Annotated in this window: 14 protein-coding genes; 13 read left to right on the plus strand and 1 reads right to left on the minus strand. The window is 60.7% G+C overall.

Features of this window, described 5'->3' with window-relative positions:
- Positions 1-27 precede the first annotated feature (27 nt).
- From aroC to EJ997_RS03295, 3 genes are read left to right on the plus strand one after another with little or no spacing between them, the layout of a single operon-like run.
- Complete coding sequence (aroC, locus tag EJ997_RS03285; protein WP_206501779.1) at positions 28-1,230, plus strand: chorismate synthase; 1,203 nt, start codon at positions 28-30, stop codon at positions 1,228-1,230.
- On the plus strand, positions 1,227-2,783 hold the full coding sequence (gene aroB, locus EJ997_RS03290; protein ID WP_126703319.1) for a 3-dehydroquinate synthase: 1,557 nt from the start codon (positions 1,227-1,229) through the stop codon (positions 2,781-2,783). The genes aroC and aroB overlap by 4 nt, the downstream gene beginning before the upstream one ends.
- Positions 2,780-3,295, plus strand: a complete 516-nt coding sequence (locus EJ997_RS03295) for a shikimate kinase (protein ID WP_126703320.1) — start codon at positions 2,780-2,782, stop codon at positions 3,293-3,295. The genes aroB and EJ997_RS03295 overlap by 4 nt, the downstream gene beginning before the upstream one ends.
- 186 nt (positions 3,296-3,481) lie before the next feature.
- Here EJ997_RS03295 and EJ997_RS03300 read toward each other — a convergent pair whose 3' ends face one another.
- The gene (locus EJ997_RS03300; RefSeq protein WP_126703321.1) at positions 3,482-3,865 is read right to left on the minus strand and encodes a hypothetical protein; all 384 of its coding nucleotides are present in this window, start codon (positions 3,863-3,865) and stop codon (positions 3,482-3,484) included.
- 583 nt (positions 3,866-4,448) lie between these two features.
- Between EJ997_RS03300 and efp the strand changes: the two genes are divergently transcribed.
- The 10 genes from efp to gmk all read left to right on the plus strand — a co-directional run bounded on the left by efp (position 4,449) and on the right by gmk (position 14,872).
- The gene (gene efp / locus EJ997_RS03305) at positions 4,449-5,012 is read left to right on the plus strand and encodes an elongation factor P (RefSeq protein ID WP_126703322.1); all 564 of its coding nucleotides are present in this window, start codon (positions 4,449-4,451) and stop codon (positions 5,010-5,012) included.
- Complete coding sequence (locus tag EJ997_RS03310) at positions 5,012-5,731, plus strand: transcription antitermination protein NusB (protein ID WP_126703323.1); 720 nt, start codon at positions 5,012-5,014, stop codon at positions 5,729-5,731. The genes efp and EJ997_RS03310 overlap by 1 nt, the downstream gene beginning before the upstream one ends.
- 154 nt (positions 5,732-5,885) lie before the next feature.
- Positions 5,886-6,422, plus strand: a complete 537-nt coding sequence (gene pyrR / locus EJ997_RS03315) for a bifunctional pyr operon transcriptional regulator/uracil phosphoribosyltransferase PyrR (protein WP_126703324.1) — start codon at positions 5,886-5,888, stop codon at positions 6,420-6,422.
- Positions 6,419-7,375 carry an aspartate carbamoyltransferase catalytic subunit gene (locus tag EJ997_RS03320; RefSeq protein WP_126703325.1) on the plus strand — a complete coding sequence of 319 codons (957 nt, stop codon included), beginning with the start codon at positions 6,419-6,421 and terminating at the stop codon, positions 7,373-7,375. The genes pyrR and EJ997_RS03320 overlap by 4 nt, the downstream gene beginning before the upstream one ends.
- Positions 7,372-8,658: a dihydroorotase gene (locus EJ997_RS03325; RefSeq protein ID WP_126703326.1), complete on the plus strand. Its 1,287-nt coding sequence runs from the start codon at positions 7,372-7,374 to the stop codon at positions 8,656-8,658. The genes EJ997_RS03320 and EJ997_RS03325 overlap by 4 nt, the downstream gene beginning before the upstream one ends.
- The gene (carA, locus tag EJ997_RS03330; protein WP_126703327.1) at positions 8,655-9,827 is read left to right on the plus strand and encodes a glutamine-hydrolyzing carbamoyl-phosphate synthase small subunit; all 1,173 of its coding nucleotides are present in this window, start codon (positions 8,655-8,657) and stop codon (positions 9,825-9,827) included. Before EJ997_RS03325 ends, carA begins: the two co-directional genes overlap by 4 nt.
- On the plus strand, positions 9,827-13,111 hold the full coding sequence (gene carB / locus EJ997_RS03335; protein WP_126703328.1) for a carbamoyl-phosphate synthase large subunit: 3,285 nt from the start codon (positions 9,827-9,829) through the stop codon (positions 13,109-13,111). Before carA ends, carB begins: the two co-directional genes overlap by 1 nt.
- Entirely contained in the window at positions 13,108-13,914 is an 807-nt protein-coding gene (gene pyrF, locus EJ997_RS03340; RefSeq protein ID WP_126703329.1) for an orotidine-5'-phosphate decarboxylase, read from the plus strand. Before carB ends, pyrF begins: the two co-directional genes overlap by 4 nt.
- Positions 13,915-14,009: 95 nt before the next feature.
- Complete coding sequence (mihF, locus tag EJ997_RS03345) at positions 14,010-14,321, plus strand: integration host factor, actinobacterial type (RefSeq protein ID WP_126703330.1); 312 nt, start codon at positions 14,010-14,012, stop codon at positions 14,319-14,321.
- Positions 14,321-14,872, plus strand: coding sequence for a guanylate kinase (gmk, locus tag EJ997_RS03350; RefSeq protein ID WP_126703331.1), 552 nt, complete (start codon positions 14,321-14,323; stop codon positions 14,870-14,872). Before mihF ends, gmk begins: the two co-directional genes overlap by 1 nt.
- Positions 14,873-14,892: the final 20 nt, after the last annotated feature.

A 14,892-nucleotide genomic window follows, 5' to 3' on the forward strand; every position in this document is an offset into this window, starting at 1 on the left:
CTCTGGCAAGATAGTCCCATGTTGTGGATGACTGCAGGAGAATCGCACGGCCCCGCACTCGTCGGAGTGGTGGAGGGCTTGCCCGCCGGTATTGAGGTTCAGAGTAAGGATATTAGCTCTGCCCTTGCCCGCCGCCGGCTCGGAGCCGGCCGCGGCTCGCGCCAGAAGTTCGAGCAGGACGAGCTCGAGATACTCGCCGGTATCCGCCACGGTAAGACCATGGGTTCCCCCATTGCCCTTGTCATTCGCAATAGCGAATGGCCGAAGTGGACCGCTGTCATGAACCCCGACCCCGTCGATCCCGCCGAGCTTCTCATTGATGCTGGAACGGGTGACGAGCGGGAGATCTCCCGCAACAAGAAACTGACTCGCCCCCGCCCGGGACATGCCGACCTGGTCGGCATGATGAAGTACGGCTTCGACGAAGCCCGGCCGGTGCTCGAGCGCGCCTCCGCCCGAGAGACCGCAACCCGGGTTGCTCTCGGCGAGATTGCTGCTCGTTTCCTCGATCAGGCTGCCGGTATTCAGCTCGTCTCCCACGTTGTAGGAGTCGGCTCGGTCGAAGTTCCCGAGGATGCTGACAAGCCGTGGCCGGGCGACGTGGAGAAGCTCGACGCCGATCCTGCCCGTTGCTTTGATGCCGAGACGTCGGAGGCCATCCAGGAGGAGATCCGCCGGGCAAAGAAGGACGGGGATACTCTTGGCGGCGTGGTTGAGGTCCTTGCCTACGGCATGCCTCCCGGCCTCGGCTCCTACATTTCCGGCAAGGCCCGTCTGGACAGCAAGCTCGCTCAGGCCCTCATGGGGATCCAAGCAGTAAAGGGTGTTGAGGTTGGCGACGGCTTCACCACCGCAACGCGCCCAGGTTCCGAAGCCCACGACGAGATCGTGGTCAAGGATGGCCGTATCGTTCGCAAGACGAACCGCGCAGGTGGAACCGAGGGCGGCATGTCCAACGGTGAGGTGTTGCGCGTCCGCGCGGCACTCAAGCCGATCTCCACAGTGCCGCGTGCTCTTGCCACGATCGACACGGAGACCGGTGAGGCAACGACCGCTATCCACCAGCGTTCCGATACCTCAGCGGTTGTTCCGGCAGCCGTTATCGCCGAGGCCATGGTTGCACTGACTCTGGCGGAGGCGCTTCTCGACAAAACAGGGGGTGACTCCGTCGCTGAAGTTCGGCGTAACCTTGCCGGTTACTTGAGCAACCGCGCGGAGCACCTTTCATGAGCCGCCCATACGCCGTATTCGTCGGCCTTCCAGGGTCAGGAAAGTCGACGATGGCGAGGCATATTGCCGAAATCATTGGCATTGAATCCGCCGACACCGACGACCTCATCGTCGCGGACCAAGGGAAGTCAATTCCCGAGATCTTTGACGACGTGGGGGAGCCCGGCTTCCGCGCCATTGAAGAGCGCGTTATCACGGACGCACTCACCTCCTTCGGGGGCGTTCTCGCCCTGGGCGGCGGCGCCATCACGTCCGCCAAGGTGCGCACCGCGCTACGCGGACACCGGGTTGTTCTCATCACCGGCTCCCAGGAGATACTTCTCGAGCGAGTCACACGGAACCCGTCGCGCCGGCCCCTCCTTCTGAATTCGCCGGACGAGAATCTTCGGAGGCTTCGCTCCGAGCGCGAACCTCTGTACGAAAAGGTCTCGACCCTCACGGTGGAAACCGACACTCGGCCGCCCATTCATCTTGCTCGTGAAATCCACGCACAGCTGGCCCAGGACGCAACGGTTATCGACGTTAAGGATTACGCGGTTCACGTCGGAAACCATCTGGATCACCGGGTCGCCCAGGCAGCGTCCGCCGCTTCGTCGGCGCTTGTCGTGCACCCCGAGGCGCTCACCGAAAAGGCGGAGCGCATCGTTCGGGAGATTGAGTTGAGGGGCGTGCCTGCCGAACGGCACGTCGTTCCCTCAGGTGAGGAGCAAAAGCACTCTTCGGAGCTCATCCGTGCCTGGGATCATCTTGGCCAATTGAAAATGGCACGCGACGGTGTCGTGATTGGGCTCGGCGGCGGAGCAACTACCGACCTTGCTGGCTTTATTGCCGCCACCTGGTTGCGCGGAGTCGAGCTGATCCAGGTTCCCACCTCGCTGCTGGGCATGGTTGATGCGGCCGTGGGCGGCAAGACCGGAATCGATACCCCGGCGGGCAAGAATCTCGTTGGAGCCTTCTACAAGCCGCTCACCGTCATTGCCGACCTCGAGTCGCTGTGGACCCTGCCAGCGGATGAACTGCGCGCGGGGCTCGGCGAAGTCATCAAGTGCGGCTGGATCGAGGATCCCCGCATCCTCCAGCTCACCAAGGAGCCGGAGAAGCTCTTGGATCCCAGCAGTGCGGAGCTGCGCGAGGCGATTATTTCTTCGATCTCCGTCAAGGCACGGATCGTTACCGAGGATTTCAAGGAATCCGGTTCGCGCGAGTTCTTGAACTATGGCCACACCCTTGCTCACGCGATCGAGAAGGTCGAGAACTTTACGGTGCGTCACGGCGAAGCCGTCGCCATCGGATGCGTCTTCGCGGCCGCATTGGCTCGCGAATGCGGGATGGGGGACAGGGTCGATGAGCACATCGAGTCGTTTTCCGCGGTAGGACTTCCCGTCACCTATGAGAAGGGCAACCGGCAAGCGCTCGTGGATGCGATGTTCTCCGACAAGAAGATTCGTGCCGGCAGGCTACGCTTCGTCCTTCTTTCCGCGCAGGGGAAGCCCACCATTGTTGAACCAACGCCGGAGCAGATCGAACGCTCCTGGGAGGCAGTCAAAGCATGATCATTCTTGTCGGTCCCGTCGGTAGTGGAGCACACGAACTCGCCAATGAACTGAGTGGGCGCGGCCTGACCGTTGCCGACGCGAACAAACACGTCGAAGAAAAGTCGGGTTTGTCCCTGTCGGATATTTCCATCACCCGCGGTGCGGAGGCCTATAACAAGGCTGAACGGGAAAGCTCGCTCGCTGCCCTTGAATCCGGTAAGGACGTCGTCGTGCTGAGCTCCGGGGCTCTTGGCAACTCCCTCGAGGACGAGAAGGGAACCGAAGTACGGGCCAAGATCTCCGAACTCGTTGCCAGCGGAGCGACGAAGTACTTCCTCACCGCCGAGGCAAAGGTGTTGATGGAAAGGGCCGGTCTCAACGTTCCCCGGTCCGTAGCGATCGGCTCGCCCCGCTCCACGTTCCTCACTCAGCTCAAGGCCCGCGAGGCCGTCTACGCTGCCGAGGCTGAGAAAGTCGATACGAGTTCAGGCGACTGGGAAGCACTGGCATTGCGCATCACCGGCCAATAGAGGCAGGTTAGGGCTCTGAAGAGGTCCGCCGAGTAAATACGTGCCCATAACGACCTAATCCCGCGGTTCAAATCGCGGGATTAGTTTGGTTAGATACTGCAGGTCACCGGGTGCGTACCTGCTCCTCAGCTTTCGATTGGCCCAGTTCCGAGTGAGAAGTCTGTCCGATGAAGAAGACTGCCGGACTCAGCGCTCGTAGTCCTTGAGCAGATTGGCGATCCCGTCTGCAAAAGCCTTTTGGAGTGAAATGTTCATGGGGAAACCGTCTTTAGAGTGCAACAGGTACAGGCCAAGTTTGGATCTCCAATCTTCGCGGAGAAACTTATCGAGCCCGAACCGTCGATGCTCGTAGGTCATGATGAACGGGGTGCCGTATTCCAGTCCCGCCATCCGCAGGTTCTGATGGATTGGCTTGTCGGTAACGTAGTCCCTGTGCGCGATGAAGAAGCGCGATCCCGAAGTGTTCATCGCAATATAGCCGTTCTTTGGGCTCCGCTCTAGACAGGCGCACACGAGCCACCCGGGCTCGTCCCACAGCGTGACGGTTGCGCCGTGGGAAGCCATCGGCATGGTTGGAACCCCGGAAAGCAGAAGGGTGTCGGCGGACTCTGAAACCTGGCAAGGAGCTTGCTCAAGTCTGCTTGAAGACGTCGCTTTGTTCTGGCTTCCGCCTGTATGCGCGCCTCGTCCGATTGCATACGCTGGAGCAGGGCACGTTTAGCCAGCGAAAGCTCATTTATAAAATCCATAGAAGATGAATACTATGTGGCAAACTTGTCTGTCAACAGTGCCGAGTTTCGGTGGCTATTTCCCCAATATGCGCCCATAAAGCCATGTGTTGAACGTATACATTACAAAACTCAAAGAGGTGCATAGGTATGCAGTGTGGATTCGTATGTTACATCAGACGTGCGACCTGCGGACATGGTCTGGCGGCAGTGAAATCGATGAATGAATAGCCTCGTCAAGGTGAGTTATATACGACTTGCATAATTCCGTCCGATTTAGTTCTTTTGGTGACAATGTTCGATTAATTCCCTTGCGGGGGAGGGAAGTCACTATTTCGGCCTACTCGCTCACATCAGCCCGGTGCACTTGGGCGGGCTTATCCGCACGCGGTATTGTGTGGACTGACTGAACTTAAGGAGTTTTTGTGGCAACCTCGAACGATCTCAAGAACGGCATGGTGCTCGTCATCGACAACGGGCTCTGGTCCGTTGTCGAATTCCAGCACGTCAAGCCTGGCAAGGGTCCGGCCTTCGTCCGCACGAAGCTGAAGAACGTCCTGACCGGCAAGACTGTCGACAAGACGCTGAACGCCGGCGTCAAGGTTGAGACCGCGACCGTTGACCGCAGGGACATGCAGTACCTCTACAACGACGGTACCGACTTCGTGTTCATGGACATGGAGACCTACGATCAGCTGCCGATCAGCCCCGAGGTCGTTGGCGACGCCAAGAATTTCCTGCTCGAGAACCAGATGGCGATTGTTGCTCAGCACGAGGGCCAGGTTCTCTTTATTGAGCTTCCCTCGTCCGTGGTCCTTGAGATCACCTACACGGAGCCCGGCCTTCAGGGCGATCGCTCCTCGGCAGGTACAAAGCCCGCTACCCTCGAAACCGGCTACGAGATCCAGGTTCCCCTGTTCCTCAACGAGAACACCAAGGTCAAGGTCGATACCCGCACGGGTGAGTACCTCGGTCGCGCCACCGACTAGTGGCACGACACCTCGAAACCCAGCGTAGGCGAGCTCTCGATGTCGTCTTCGAGGCCGAGCAGAAAGATATTCTTGTGCCCGGCCTGCTTCGAGAGCTTCTTGCCGAGCGCCAAGAAGTCTCCACGGCCCAGGTACCGATTCAGGCCGCTGGAGCAGATCTCGTCAACCTTGTTGCCGACCACCTGTACGACCTGGACGGCATGATCGAGGACTACTCTGCGTGGGGGCTTCGCCGCCTCGCGTCGCTGGACCGTTGCGTTCTCCGTCTCGGCCTTGCCGAGATCTGCTTCGCGGGCCTCCAGGTCGCCGTTGCCGTCAAAGAGTACTCCGCCATTGTTCGCGAACTCGGTGACGAGAAGTCGATCCGCTTCATCACGGCCATCTTTAACCGCGCCGGCAAAGAGATGAAGGCCGATGCCGCAGAAGCAGTATCAGCGCCTGAGGAACTGACGGCAGCCGATGCTTCGGCGCTTCCTGAGGCTACGTCAGTCTCCGATTCCACGCTGGAAAGCTCCGAGCGTTCGACAGACGCTGACGTGTCGGAGCGCAAGCCAGGCTCGACAGAGCCCTCGGTCTCCGAGTCCACAGTTTCCACCTCACACGATTCGTCCGCCGGTGACGGACTCGGCGATGCTGAGAGCAACTATTCGTTTGTATCCTCGGGAGATGATGCGAACGACGAACTTCCGGTCGATCAGTCGATCGACGAGGAGAAATAGAATTGGCAGGCAGGAGATCGCATGGTTCCCTGCCTGTCGTGTCGAGAGCGGACTTTGCGGTCATTCTCTCGACGTACAATTGAATATCGGGTCCGGCCTAACCGGGTCGGATCTCCTTTAACTACCGCACAGAGAGGCGGCAAGGAGTCCCATTATGACTGGAAGAATGGTTATGGATGGCGGGGATATTACCCGCTCCATCACGCGCATGGCGCACGAGGTGCTGGAAAGGAATCACGGAGCTGACTCCGTCATTCTTCTCGGCATCCCGTCCCGCGGAGTGCCGATCGCAGAGCGTTTGGCAGCCGCCATTGAAAGGGCCAGCGGAGAGCAGGTGCCCGTCGGATCGCTCGACGTCACCATGTACCGCGATGATCTGCGCCGGAACCCGACGCGAGCACCATCCCCAACACGCATTCCCGAGGGTGGGATCGACGATCGCATTGTCGTGCTCGTCGATGACGTGTTCTTTTCCGGCCGCACCATCCGTGCGGCACTCGATGCACTGACCAATATCGGTCGTCCCATCTCGGTTCAGCTCGCCGTCCTTGCGGACCGCGGCCACCGCGAACTTCCCATCCGCGCCGACTACGTGGGCAAGAACCTGCCCACGTCCCGCTCCGAGCGGGTGGTCGTGCAACTGGCTGAAGTGGACGAGACCGATGGCGTCATCATCGAGGATCCCCGGTGAGGCATCTCCTTTCAGCAGCTGACCTGAGCCTCGATGAGGCCCTCATGATTCTCGACACTGCAGAGACAATGAGGGATACGAACAAGCAGTCGATCCGTAAACTACCGGCACTTGCCGGGCGCACGGTCGCCATCATGTTCTTCGAGGACTCGACGCGCACCCGTCTCTCTTTCGAGGCGGCAGCCAAGCGGCTTTCAGCCGATGTGCTCAACTTTTCCGCCAAGGGTTCCTCCCTGTCCAAGGGCGAGTCGCTCAAAGACACGGCCCAGACCCTGGCCGCAATGGGAGCCGAAGGTTTCGTTATCCGGCATTCTGCTTCGGGAGCCGCGCAGCGGCTTGCCGAATCCGGCTGGATCGATGCTCCCATCATCAACGGCGGCGACGGCACCCACCAGCACCCCACGCAGGCGCTTCTCGATGCTTTCACGATGAGACGGCACCTGATCGGTGAGGGCAGGCTCGGAAAGGACATGAGAGGTAAGAAAGTTGTCATCGTGGGCGACATTCTGCACTCCCGCGTGGCCCGCTCGAACCTTGATCTCCTGACAACGCTGGGTGCGGAAGTCACTTTCGTGGCGCCCCCGACGCTCCTTCCCGTGGGAATTGAAAACTGGGCTTCCAAGATCTCCTACAGCCTGGACGAGGCCATTGACGATGGTCCGGATGCGATTATGATGCTCCGCGTGCAGCACGAGCGGATGACCGGCAGCGGGGGAGGCTTCTTCCCATCACCGGAGGAATACCACCGTCTCTACGGGCTCAACATGGAACGAATGGGTCGTCTTCCCGATCACACCATTCTGCTTCACCCCGGCCCCATGAACAGGGGACTTGAGATCTCCGCCGAAGCGGCGGATCAAGATCGATCTGTTGTTCTCGAGCAGGTCGAGAACGGCGTGTACGTGCGGATGGCCGTGCTGTACCTGACACTTGCCCATAAGGAGGCAGCATGAGCACCCTCTTCACCGGAGCCAGCATTCTCGGAACAGAAACCGCCGACATCCGCATCGCAGACGGCCTGATCACCGAGATCGGAACAGCACTTGAACCGGGAGATTCCACCGTTGTTGATGCTACGGGCATGATCGCCCTTCCCGGTCTTGTTGATCTCCACACCCACCTGCGGCAACCGGGCCGAGAGGATGCCGAGACCGTCCTTTCTGGAACGCGCGCCGCGGCCGCCGGTGGTTTTACTGCCGTCCACGCCATGGCAAACACGACTCCTGTCCAGGACACCGCCGGTGTCGTTGAGCAGGTAGCGAAGCTTGGGGCAAAGGCCGGCTACGCCTACGTTCAGCCGGTTGGTGCCGTCACGGTTGGCCTGGCAGGGGAGAGGCTCGCCGAGCTTGAGGCCATGCACGAGTCCCGTGCGAACGTCACGATGTTCTCTGACGATGGCCAGTGCGTATCCGATCCCGTTCTTATGCGCCGCGCGCTCGAATACGTGCGGTCATTCGGCGGGATCATTGCGCAGCACGCTCAGGAGCCCCGTCTCACCGAGGGCGCGCAGATGCACGAGGGCAACGTGTCGGCAGAGATTGGACTGGCCGGATGGCCGGCGGTCGCCGAAGAGTCCATCATTGCCCGGGACTGCCTGCTTGCCCAGCACGTCGGTTCCCGCCTTCACATCCTCCACGTCTCCACCAAGGGCTCCGTTGAGCTGATTCGCTGGGCAAAGGCGCAGGGTATTAAGGTCACGGCCGAGGCAACTCCGCACCATATCTCGCTCGATCATGCGCTAGCGCGCTCCTATGATCCTCGCTACAAGGTGAACCCGCCGCTGCGGACCGCCGCGGACATCGAGGCGCTCAAGGCTGGCCTTGCCGACGGGACGATCGACACGATCGGCACGGACCATGCTCCGCACCCCACCGAGGCTAAGGACTGTGAGTGGGCAGCCGGTGCTTTCGGTATGACGGGGCTGGAGACTGCCCTTGCCGTGGTCCACAAGGAACTTGTGGAGCCGGGTCTGCTTGACTGGGCCGACGTTGCTCGCGTCATGTCGACCAAACCCGCAGAGATCTCCGGTATGACGGATCAGGGCCAGCCGATTGACGTTGGTCAGCCTGCGAACCTCTGCTTCTACGACCCCGAGTCACCTGCTACAGTGAGCGGTCGCCACCAGGAGACGAAGTCTTCTAACACCCCCTACGAGGGGATGACTCTGCCGGGCAGGGTCATGCACACAGTATTCCGGGGCCGGGTCACGTGCCTCGGCGGAAAGGTAGCTGAATGAGAGAGCCAGCACTCCTCGTGCTCGAGGATGGAACAATCTTCCCAGGCAGGGCATGGGGCAAGCGAGGCAGAACTACGGGCGAGATCGTCTTCTCCACGGCCATGACCGGTTACCAGGAGACGTTCACCGACCCGTCTTACCACAAGCAGATCATTGTCATGACGGCTCCTCACATCGGCAACACCGGTGTGAATGAGGAGGATAATGAGTCGGACAAGGTATGGACCGCGGGCGTTGTCGTGCGCGATGCCGCGAGGCGCGCGTCGTCCTGGCGTGCCACCGGTGAGCTCGAAGATTACCTCGTCGAGAACGACGTTGTCGGTATCTGCGAGGTCGACACCCGCGCCGTTACCCGCCACCTGCGGGACCGCGGCGTCATGAGGGCCGGTATCTTCTCGGGTTCTGCACTACCGCTCGGCGCCGACAACGGCAACGAACAGGCTCTGGACATTCTCATTGGCCTCGTCAATGACTCGCCTTCGATGGCGGGAGCCGACCTTGCTGCGGACGTGACAACCCCTGCACCTTACGTTGTGGAGCCCCGCGGCGCCTTCGAAGGCAAGGACCCCGTCGCGCACATTGTCGCCGTTGATTTTGGTATCAAGAACCGGACCCCTTGGCAGTTTGCCGAGCGCGGTGTGAAGGTGACGGTCGTTCCCCAGTCGATTTCGCTTGCCGAAGTGCTCGCCTTCGAACCCGATGGTGTGTTTTTCTCGAACGGCCCCGGCGATCCGTCGGCCGCCGACCACGAAATCGATCTCCTCCGCGGCGTGCTCGAAGCTGGGCTCCCGTACTTTGGTATCTGCTTTGGCAACCAGCTCCTTGGCAGGGCCCTCGGCTTTGGTACCTACAAGCTCGAGTACGGGCACAGGGGAGCGAACCAGCCGGTTCTCGACAGGGAAACCGGCAAGGTAGAAATCACGGCCCACAACCACGGTTTCGCGGTTGACCTGCCGATTGACGAAGCAACTGTTGCCCCGTACGGGGATGGTCGCTACGGCAAGGTTGCGGTCTCCCACATCGGTCTCAACGACGGTGTCGTTGAGGGCATTCGTTGCCTGGACATCCCTGCCTTCTCGGTCCAGTACCATCCGGAGGCAGCTGCTGGCCCGCACGATGGCGAGCACCTCTTTGACCGCTTCATTACTCTCATCAAGGAGGCCAACTGATGCCACGCCGCACAGATATTAAGTCCGTTCTCGTTATCGGTTCCGGCCCCATCGTTATTGGCCAGGCCTGCGAGTTTGACTACTCGGGCACCCAGGCATGCCGCGTCCTTCGCGAAGAGGGTCTGCGAGTCATCCTCGTGAACTCGAACCCGGCAACGATCATGACCGACCCGGATATGGCGGATGCCACCTACGTGGAGCCAATCCGCGCAGATGTTCTCACCTCGATCATCGAGAAGGAACGCCCCGACGCACTCCTGCCCACCCTTGGCGGTCAGACCGCCCTCAATGCGGCCGTGGAGCTCTCCGAGCTGGGAGTTCTCGACAAGTACGGTGTCGAAATGATCGGTGCCCGCCTCGAGGCCATCCAGGCCGGGGAGGACCGCGAAGAGTTCAAGAAGGTAGTCGAAAAGTGCGGTGCCGCGTCGGCACGTTCCGCCATCTGCAACACCTTGGACGAGTGCTTCGACGCTGCCGATAAGCTCGGCTACCCGGTTGTTGTTCGCCCCAGCTTCACCATGGGCGGGCTAGGTTCCGGCTTCGCTTGGAATAAGGAAGAGCTCAGCCGGATTGCCGGTGCGGGACTGCACTACTCGCCGACCAACGAGGTTCTTCTCGAAGAATCCATTCTCGGCTGGAAGGAATTCGAGCTCGAGATCATGCGCGACCAGGCCGATAATGCCGTGGTTGTCTGCACGATCGAGAACGTCGATCCCGTTGGTGTTCACACCGGTGACTCGATCACGGTTGCCCCGTCGTTGACTCTCACGGATCGCGAATACCAGAACTTGCGCGATATCGGCATCGCGGTAATCCGCGAGGTCGGTGTTGATACGGGTGGCTGTAACATCCAGTTCGCTATGGAGCCGGAGACCGGCCGCGTCATTGTCATCGAAATGAACCCCCGCGTCTCACGTTCCTCGGCTCTTGCCTCGAAGGCCACGGGCTTCCCGATCGCCAAGATCGCAGCGCGATTGGCACTCGGATACACGCTCGACGAGATCCAGAACGACATCACCGGCTCGACCCCGGCGTCGTTCGAGCCCTCGATCGACTACGTCGTATGCAAGATCCCGCGCTTTGCCTTCGAGAAGTTCCCCGCGGCGGACAACCGGCTGACCACCACCATGAAGTCGGTGGGCGAAGCAATGGCCATTGGCCGTAACTTCACCGAGGCTCTCCAGAAGGCCATGCGGTCCATCGACAAGAAGGCAACGGGATTCTCCTGGAACATCACTCGTTCGCTTGACGAGCTTCTCGCGGCCGCAGCCATTTCGACCGAGGACCGCCTCCAGGCAGTCCAGCAGGCACTCCACCTGGGTGCCACCGTTGATGAGCTGTATGAGATCACGAAGATCGACCGCTGGTTCCTCGACCAAATAGTTCTCATCAACGAGATCGCCAAGGAAATCCAGGAATCCGGTTCGCTCAACACCGATCTGCTCGGCTACGCCAAGCGCCACGGCTTCTCGGATGCTCAGATCGGCGAGCTGAAGGACATGAGCCAGGAGGCCGTTCGGGAGATCCGTACAGCATACGGCCTGCACCCTGTCTACAAGACAGTCGACACCTGTGCAGCTGAGTTCAAGTCGGATACTCCGTACCACTACTCGACGTACGAGACTCACACCGAGGTCACAAAGCGCGAGAAGCCCGCAGTGATCATTCTTGGCTCCGGCCCGAACCGTATCGGTCAGGGAATCGAGTTCGATTACTCCTGCGTGCACGCGACACTCGCACTGCGTGACGAGTACGAGACCGTCATGGTCAACTGCAACCCGGAGACCGTGTCAACGGACTACGACATGTCGGACCGGCTCTACTTCGAGCCGCTCACGCTCGAGGATGTCCTCGAGGTGTACCGCGCCGAATGCGAAGCGGGACCCGTCGCCGGCATGATCGTCCAGCTTGGCGGTCAGACCCCGCTCTCGCTCGCAGCCGACCTGAAGGCGGCAGGCGTACCGATTCTCGGCACGTCGCCCGAAGCTATCGATGCTGCCGAAGATCGCGGCATTTTCGGTAACGTCCTCGAGGCCGCGAATCTTCCGGCCCCGGCGTACGGAACGGCAACGTCTGACCAGCAAGCTCTCGAAACGGCTGAGCGGATCGGCTACCCCGTTCTCGTTCGTCCGTCGTATGTTCTCGGCGGACGCGGCATGGAGATCGTGTTCGATCGGGATCAGCTGGTCGACTACCTGTCGCGACGCGACCACGAGGGGAGCGATGCGACTCGCAAGGCCGCACCGCTCCTTATCGACAAGTTCCTGGATGACGCGATCGAGATCGACGTCGATGCCCTCTACGACGGCACCGACCTTTTCCTCGGCGGAATCATGGAGCACATCGAGGAAGCCGGGATTCACTCCGGTGACTCGGCTTGCGTCCTGCCCCCGCTCACCCTGGGCCAGCCCATGATCGACCGCATCAGGCAATCGACCGAGGCGATCGCGAAGGGCGTGGGAGTCCGCGGACTCATCAACATCCAGTTCGCACTCGTCTCCGAGGTCCTCTACGTCATCGAAGCAAATCCCCGCGCATCCCGCACGGTCCCGTTCGTTGCTAAGGCCACCGGAATCCCGCTCGCCAAGGCCGCCACTCTGATCATGACCGGCAAGACCATTGCCGAGCTCCGTGCGGATGGCATTCTGCCCGAGCAGGATGCTGCGATCATCGAGACAAATCCGGTCACGGCAGTCAAGGAAGCCGTCCTTCCGTTCAAGCGCTTTGCGACAACCGATGGGCGAATCGTTGATTCGCTTCTCGGCCCGGAAATGCGGTCGACGGGTGAGGTCATGGGTCTCGATTCGACTTTTCCGCTCGCCTTCGCCAAGGCGCAGGCAGCCGCCTATGGCGGGCTCCCCGACAAGGGAACGGTGTTCGTATCCGTTGCCGATCGCGACAAGGGCTCGATCATCTTCCCGGTCATTGGGCTCGTTGATCTTGGCTTCGAAATTTGCGCTACCACTGGCACAGCGGCACTCCTTCGCCGGTACGGCGTTCCCGCAACCGAGGTGCGCCGCAACTCGGCGGGCCGCGGTCCCAACGGTGAGCCGACGATCTCCGATCTCATTGAGGCTGGCGAGATCGACATGGTGATTAACACGCCGTCTGGATCGGGAACACGCGCCGACGGATACGAGATTCGTGCAGCCACAACGGCAGCAGATAAGCCGATCATGACAACCGTCCAGGAGTTTGGAGCCGCTGTCCAGGCACTCCAGGCGAGCGGCGCCGGCTTTAGTGTCACGAGCCTCCAGGAGCACACCGCAAGGCGGGGCCTGTGACCTTCGCGCAGCGACTCGCGGACCAGCAGGCGGCCTTCGGGCCGATCTGCGTCGGAGTGGATCCCCACGCGTCGATCCTTGAGGCGTGGGGCCTGCCCGACAATCCGGCGGGTCTCACACGGTTTTCGGAAATCTTGGCGCAGGCCTTCGCGGGACAGGTTGCTTCGATCAAGCCTCAGGTGGCCTTCTACGAACGGCACGGCAGTAGGGGAATGGCGGCACTGGAAGGACTAATCGGAACCTTCCGGGAGGCTGGGACGCTCGTGATCTCCGATGCGAAGCGCGGCGATATTGGTTCGACTATGGCGGGGTATGCGGATGCGTGGCTGGGGGACGGTCCCTTTGGATCGGATGCTGTCACGCTCAGCCCCTACCTCGGAGTAGGAGCACTGAAGCCGGCCTTTGAGAAGGCTGCTGAGAACGACCGTGGAGCATTTGTTCTTGCAATTACATCCAACCCCGAAGGCACATCCGTGCAAGGTGCGGGAGATCCCGCGGCCGCACAATGCGTGCTAAACGAGCTGGGGGAGACCAATGGCAGGTACTGGCCGGGGCAGCCCGGCTCGCTCGGCGCGGTCATTGGAGCCACCGCGGGAGAGCGGATTTCCTCCTGGAGCATCGATGTGAACGTACTGGCAGGGCCGGTGCTAGCCCCGGGCGTTGGCGCCCAAGGCGCCACTGTCCAGCAAGCTCAGGTGGTAGCGGGGAGCAATCTGCTGTGCGTTCCTGTTTCGCGTGCGATCTTACGTGCAGGACCGGACGTGACCGGATTAAAAAATGCTCATTCGGCACAAAACTTGTGAGACCTAGTTACTTTCATTTGGTAAGGTAACCCCGGTTGTTCCTCAACTATTGATGAGACAAACCCCGCCAAAATTATAGACATGGAGTAGTTGTTATGGCACTTCCTTCCCTCTCGCCGGAACAGAGACAAGCTGCTCTTGAGAAGGCTGCGATCGCACGGAAGCGACGCGCTGATCTCAAGAAGTCACTGAAGGCCGGAGAGACCAGGTTGTCCGAAGTCCTTACCCTCGCTAAGGAAGACGAGATCGTTGCGAAGCTCCGGGTCTCCGCTCTTCTGGAATCAATGCCCGGGATTGGCACCGCCAAGGCCCGCCAGATCATGGACCGCACCGGTATTTCGCCGTCCCGCCGCGTCGGCGGCCTCGGCCCGCACCAGCGTGAGGCCCTCATTACCCTGTTCTACTAATGAAGGCTTTCGTCATTTGCGGGCCGACGGCAGTCGGCAAGGGGACAATCATCCGGGAACTCGTCGCGAAGGAGCCCGCCATCTGGCTCTCCACATCGGCGACCACGCGGTCCCCTCGCGAGGGCGAAGTCAATGCCCAGCACTACTTCTTTGTCAGCCCCGGGGAGTTTGACGAAATGGTGGAGCAGGGCAACATGCTCGAGTGGGCAACCGTCCACGGCGTTCACCGATACGGAACACCGCGCGGCCCGGTTGAGAAGGCTCTCGCCGACGGCGGGATTGTTCTTCTCGAGGTGGACCTCGCGGGTGCCCGCCAAATCCGCGAGTCTCTACCCGAAGCTCTCCAGATCTTCATCGCACCCCCGGCCTTCGATGACCTTGCGGTCAGGTTGGAGATGAGGGGCACCGAGGGCCCGCAGGAACGGGCCCGCAGGCTCGACACTGCGAGGGTGGAGATGGCGGCGGCGGAAGAGTTTGATCGGGTCGTCATTAATGACGACGTGGCCAGGGCCACGGATGAGATCCTGTCAATCATGGCTTCCGTCAAGTAGACTGAGTCGTTGAGTTATCT

The sequence above is a fragment of the Flaviflexus ciconiae genome (genome assembly GCF_003971195.1).
GTDB lineage: Bacteria > Actinomycetota > Actinomycetes > Actinomycetales > Actinomycetaceae > Flaviflexus > Flaviflexus ciconiae.

Coding starts and splice junctions, on each gene's coding strand:
- aroC (WP_206501779.1), top strand. CDS start 28: ATGACTGCAGGAGAATCGCACGGCCCCGCACTCGTCGGAGTGGTGGAG.
- aroB (WP_126703319.1), top strand. CDS start 1,227: ATGAGCCGCCCATACGCCGTATTCGTCGGCCTTCCAGGGTCAGGAAAG.
- EJ997_RS03295 (WP_126703320.1), top strand. CDS start 2,780: ATGATCATTCTTGTCGGTCCCGTCGGTAGTGGAGCACACGAACTCGCC.
- EJ997_RS03300 (WP_126703321.1), bottom strand. CDS start 3,865: ATGCCGATGGCTTCCCACGGCGCAACCGTCACGCTGTGGGACGAGCCC.
- pyrR (WP_126703324.1), top strand. CDS start 5,886: ATGACTGGAAGAATGGTTATGGATGGCGGGGATATTACCCGCTCCATC.
- EJ997_RS03325 (WP_126703326.1), top strand. CDS start 7,372: ATGAGCACCCTCTTCACCGGAGCCAGCATTCTCGGAACAGAAACCGCC.
- carA (WP_126703327.1), top strand. CDS start 8,655: ATGAGAGAGCCAGCACTCCTCGTGCTCGAGGATGGAACAATCTTCCCA.
- carB (WP_126703328.1), top strand. CDS start 9,827: ATGCCACGCCGCACAGATATTAAGTCCGTTCTCGTTATCGGTTCCGGC.
- mihF (WP_126703330.1), top strand. CDS start 14,010: ATGGCACTTCCTTCCCTCTCGCCGGAACAGAGACAAGCTGCTCTTGAG.
- gmk (WP_126703331.1), top strand. CDS start 14,321: ATGAAGGCTTTCGTCATTTGCGGGCCGACGGCAGTCGGCAAGGGGACA.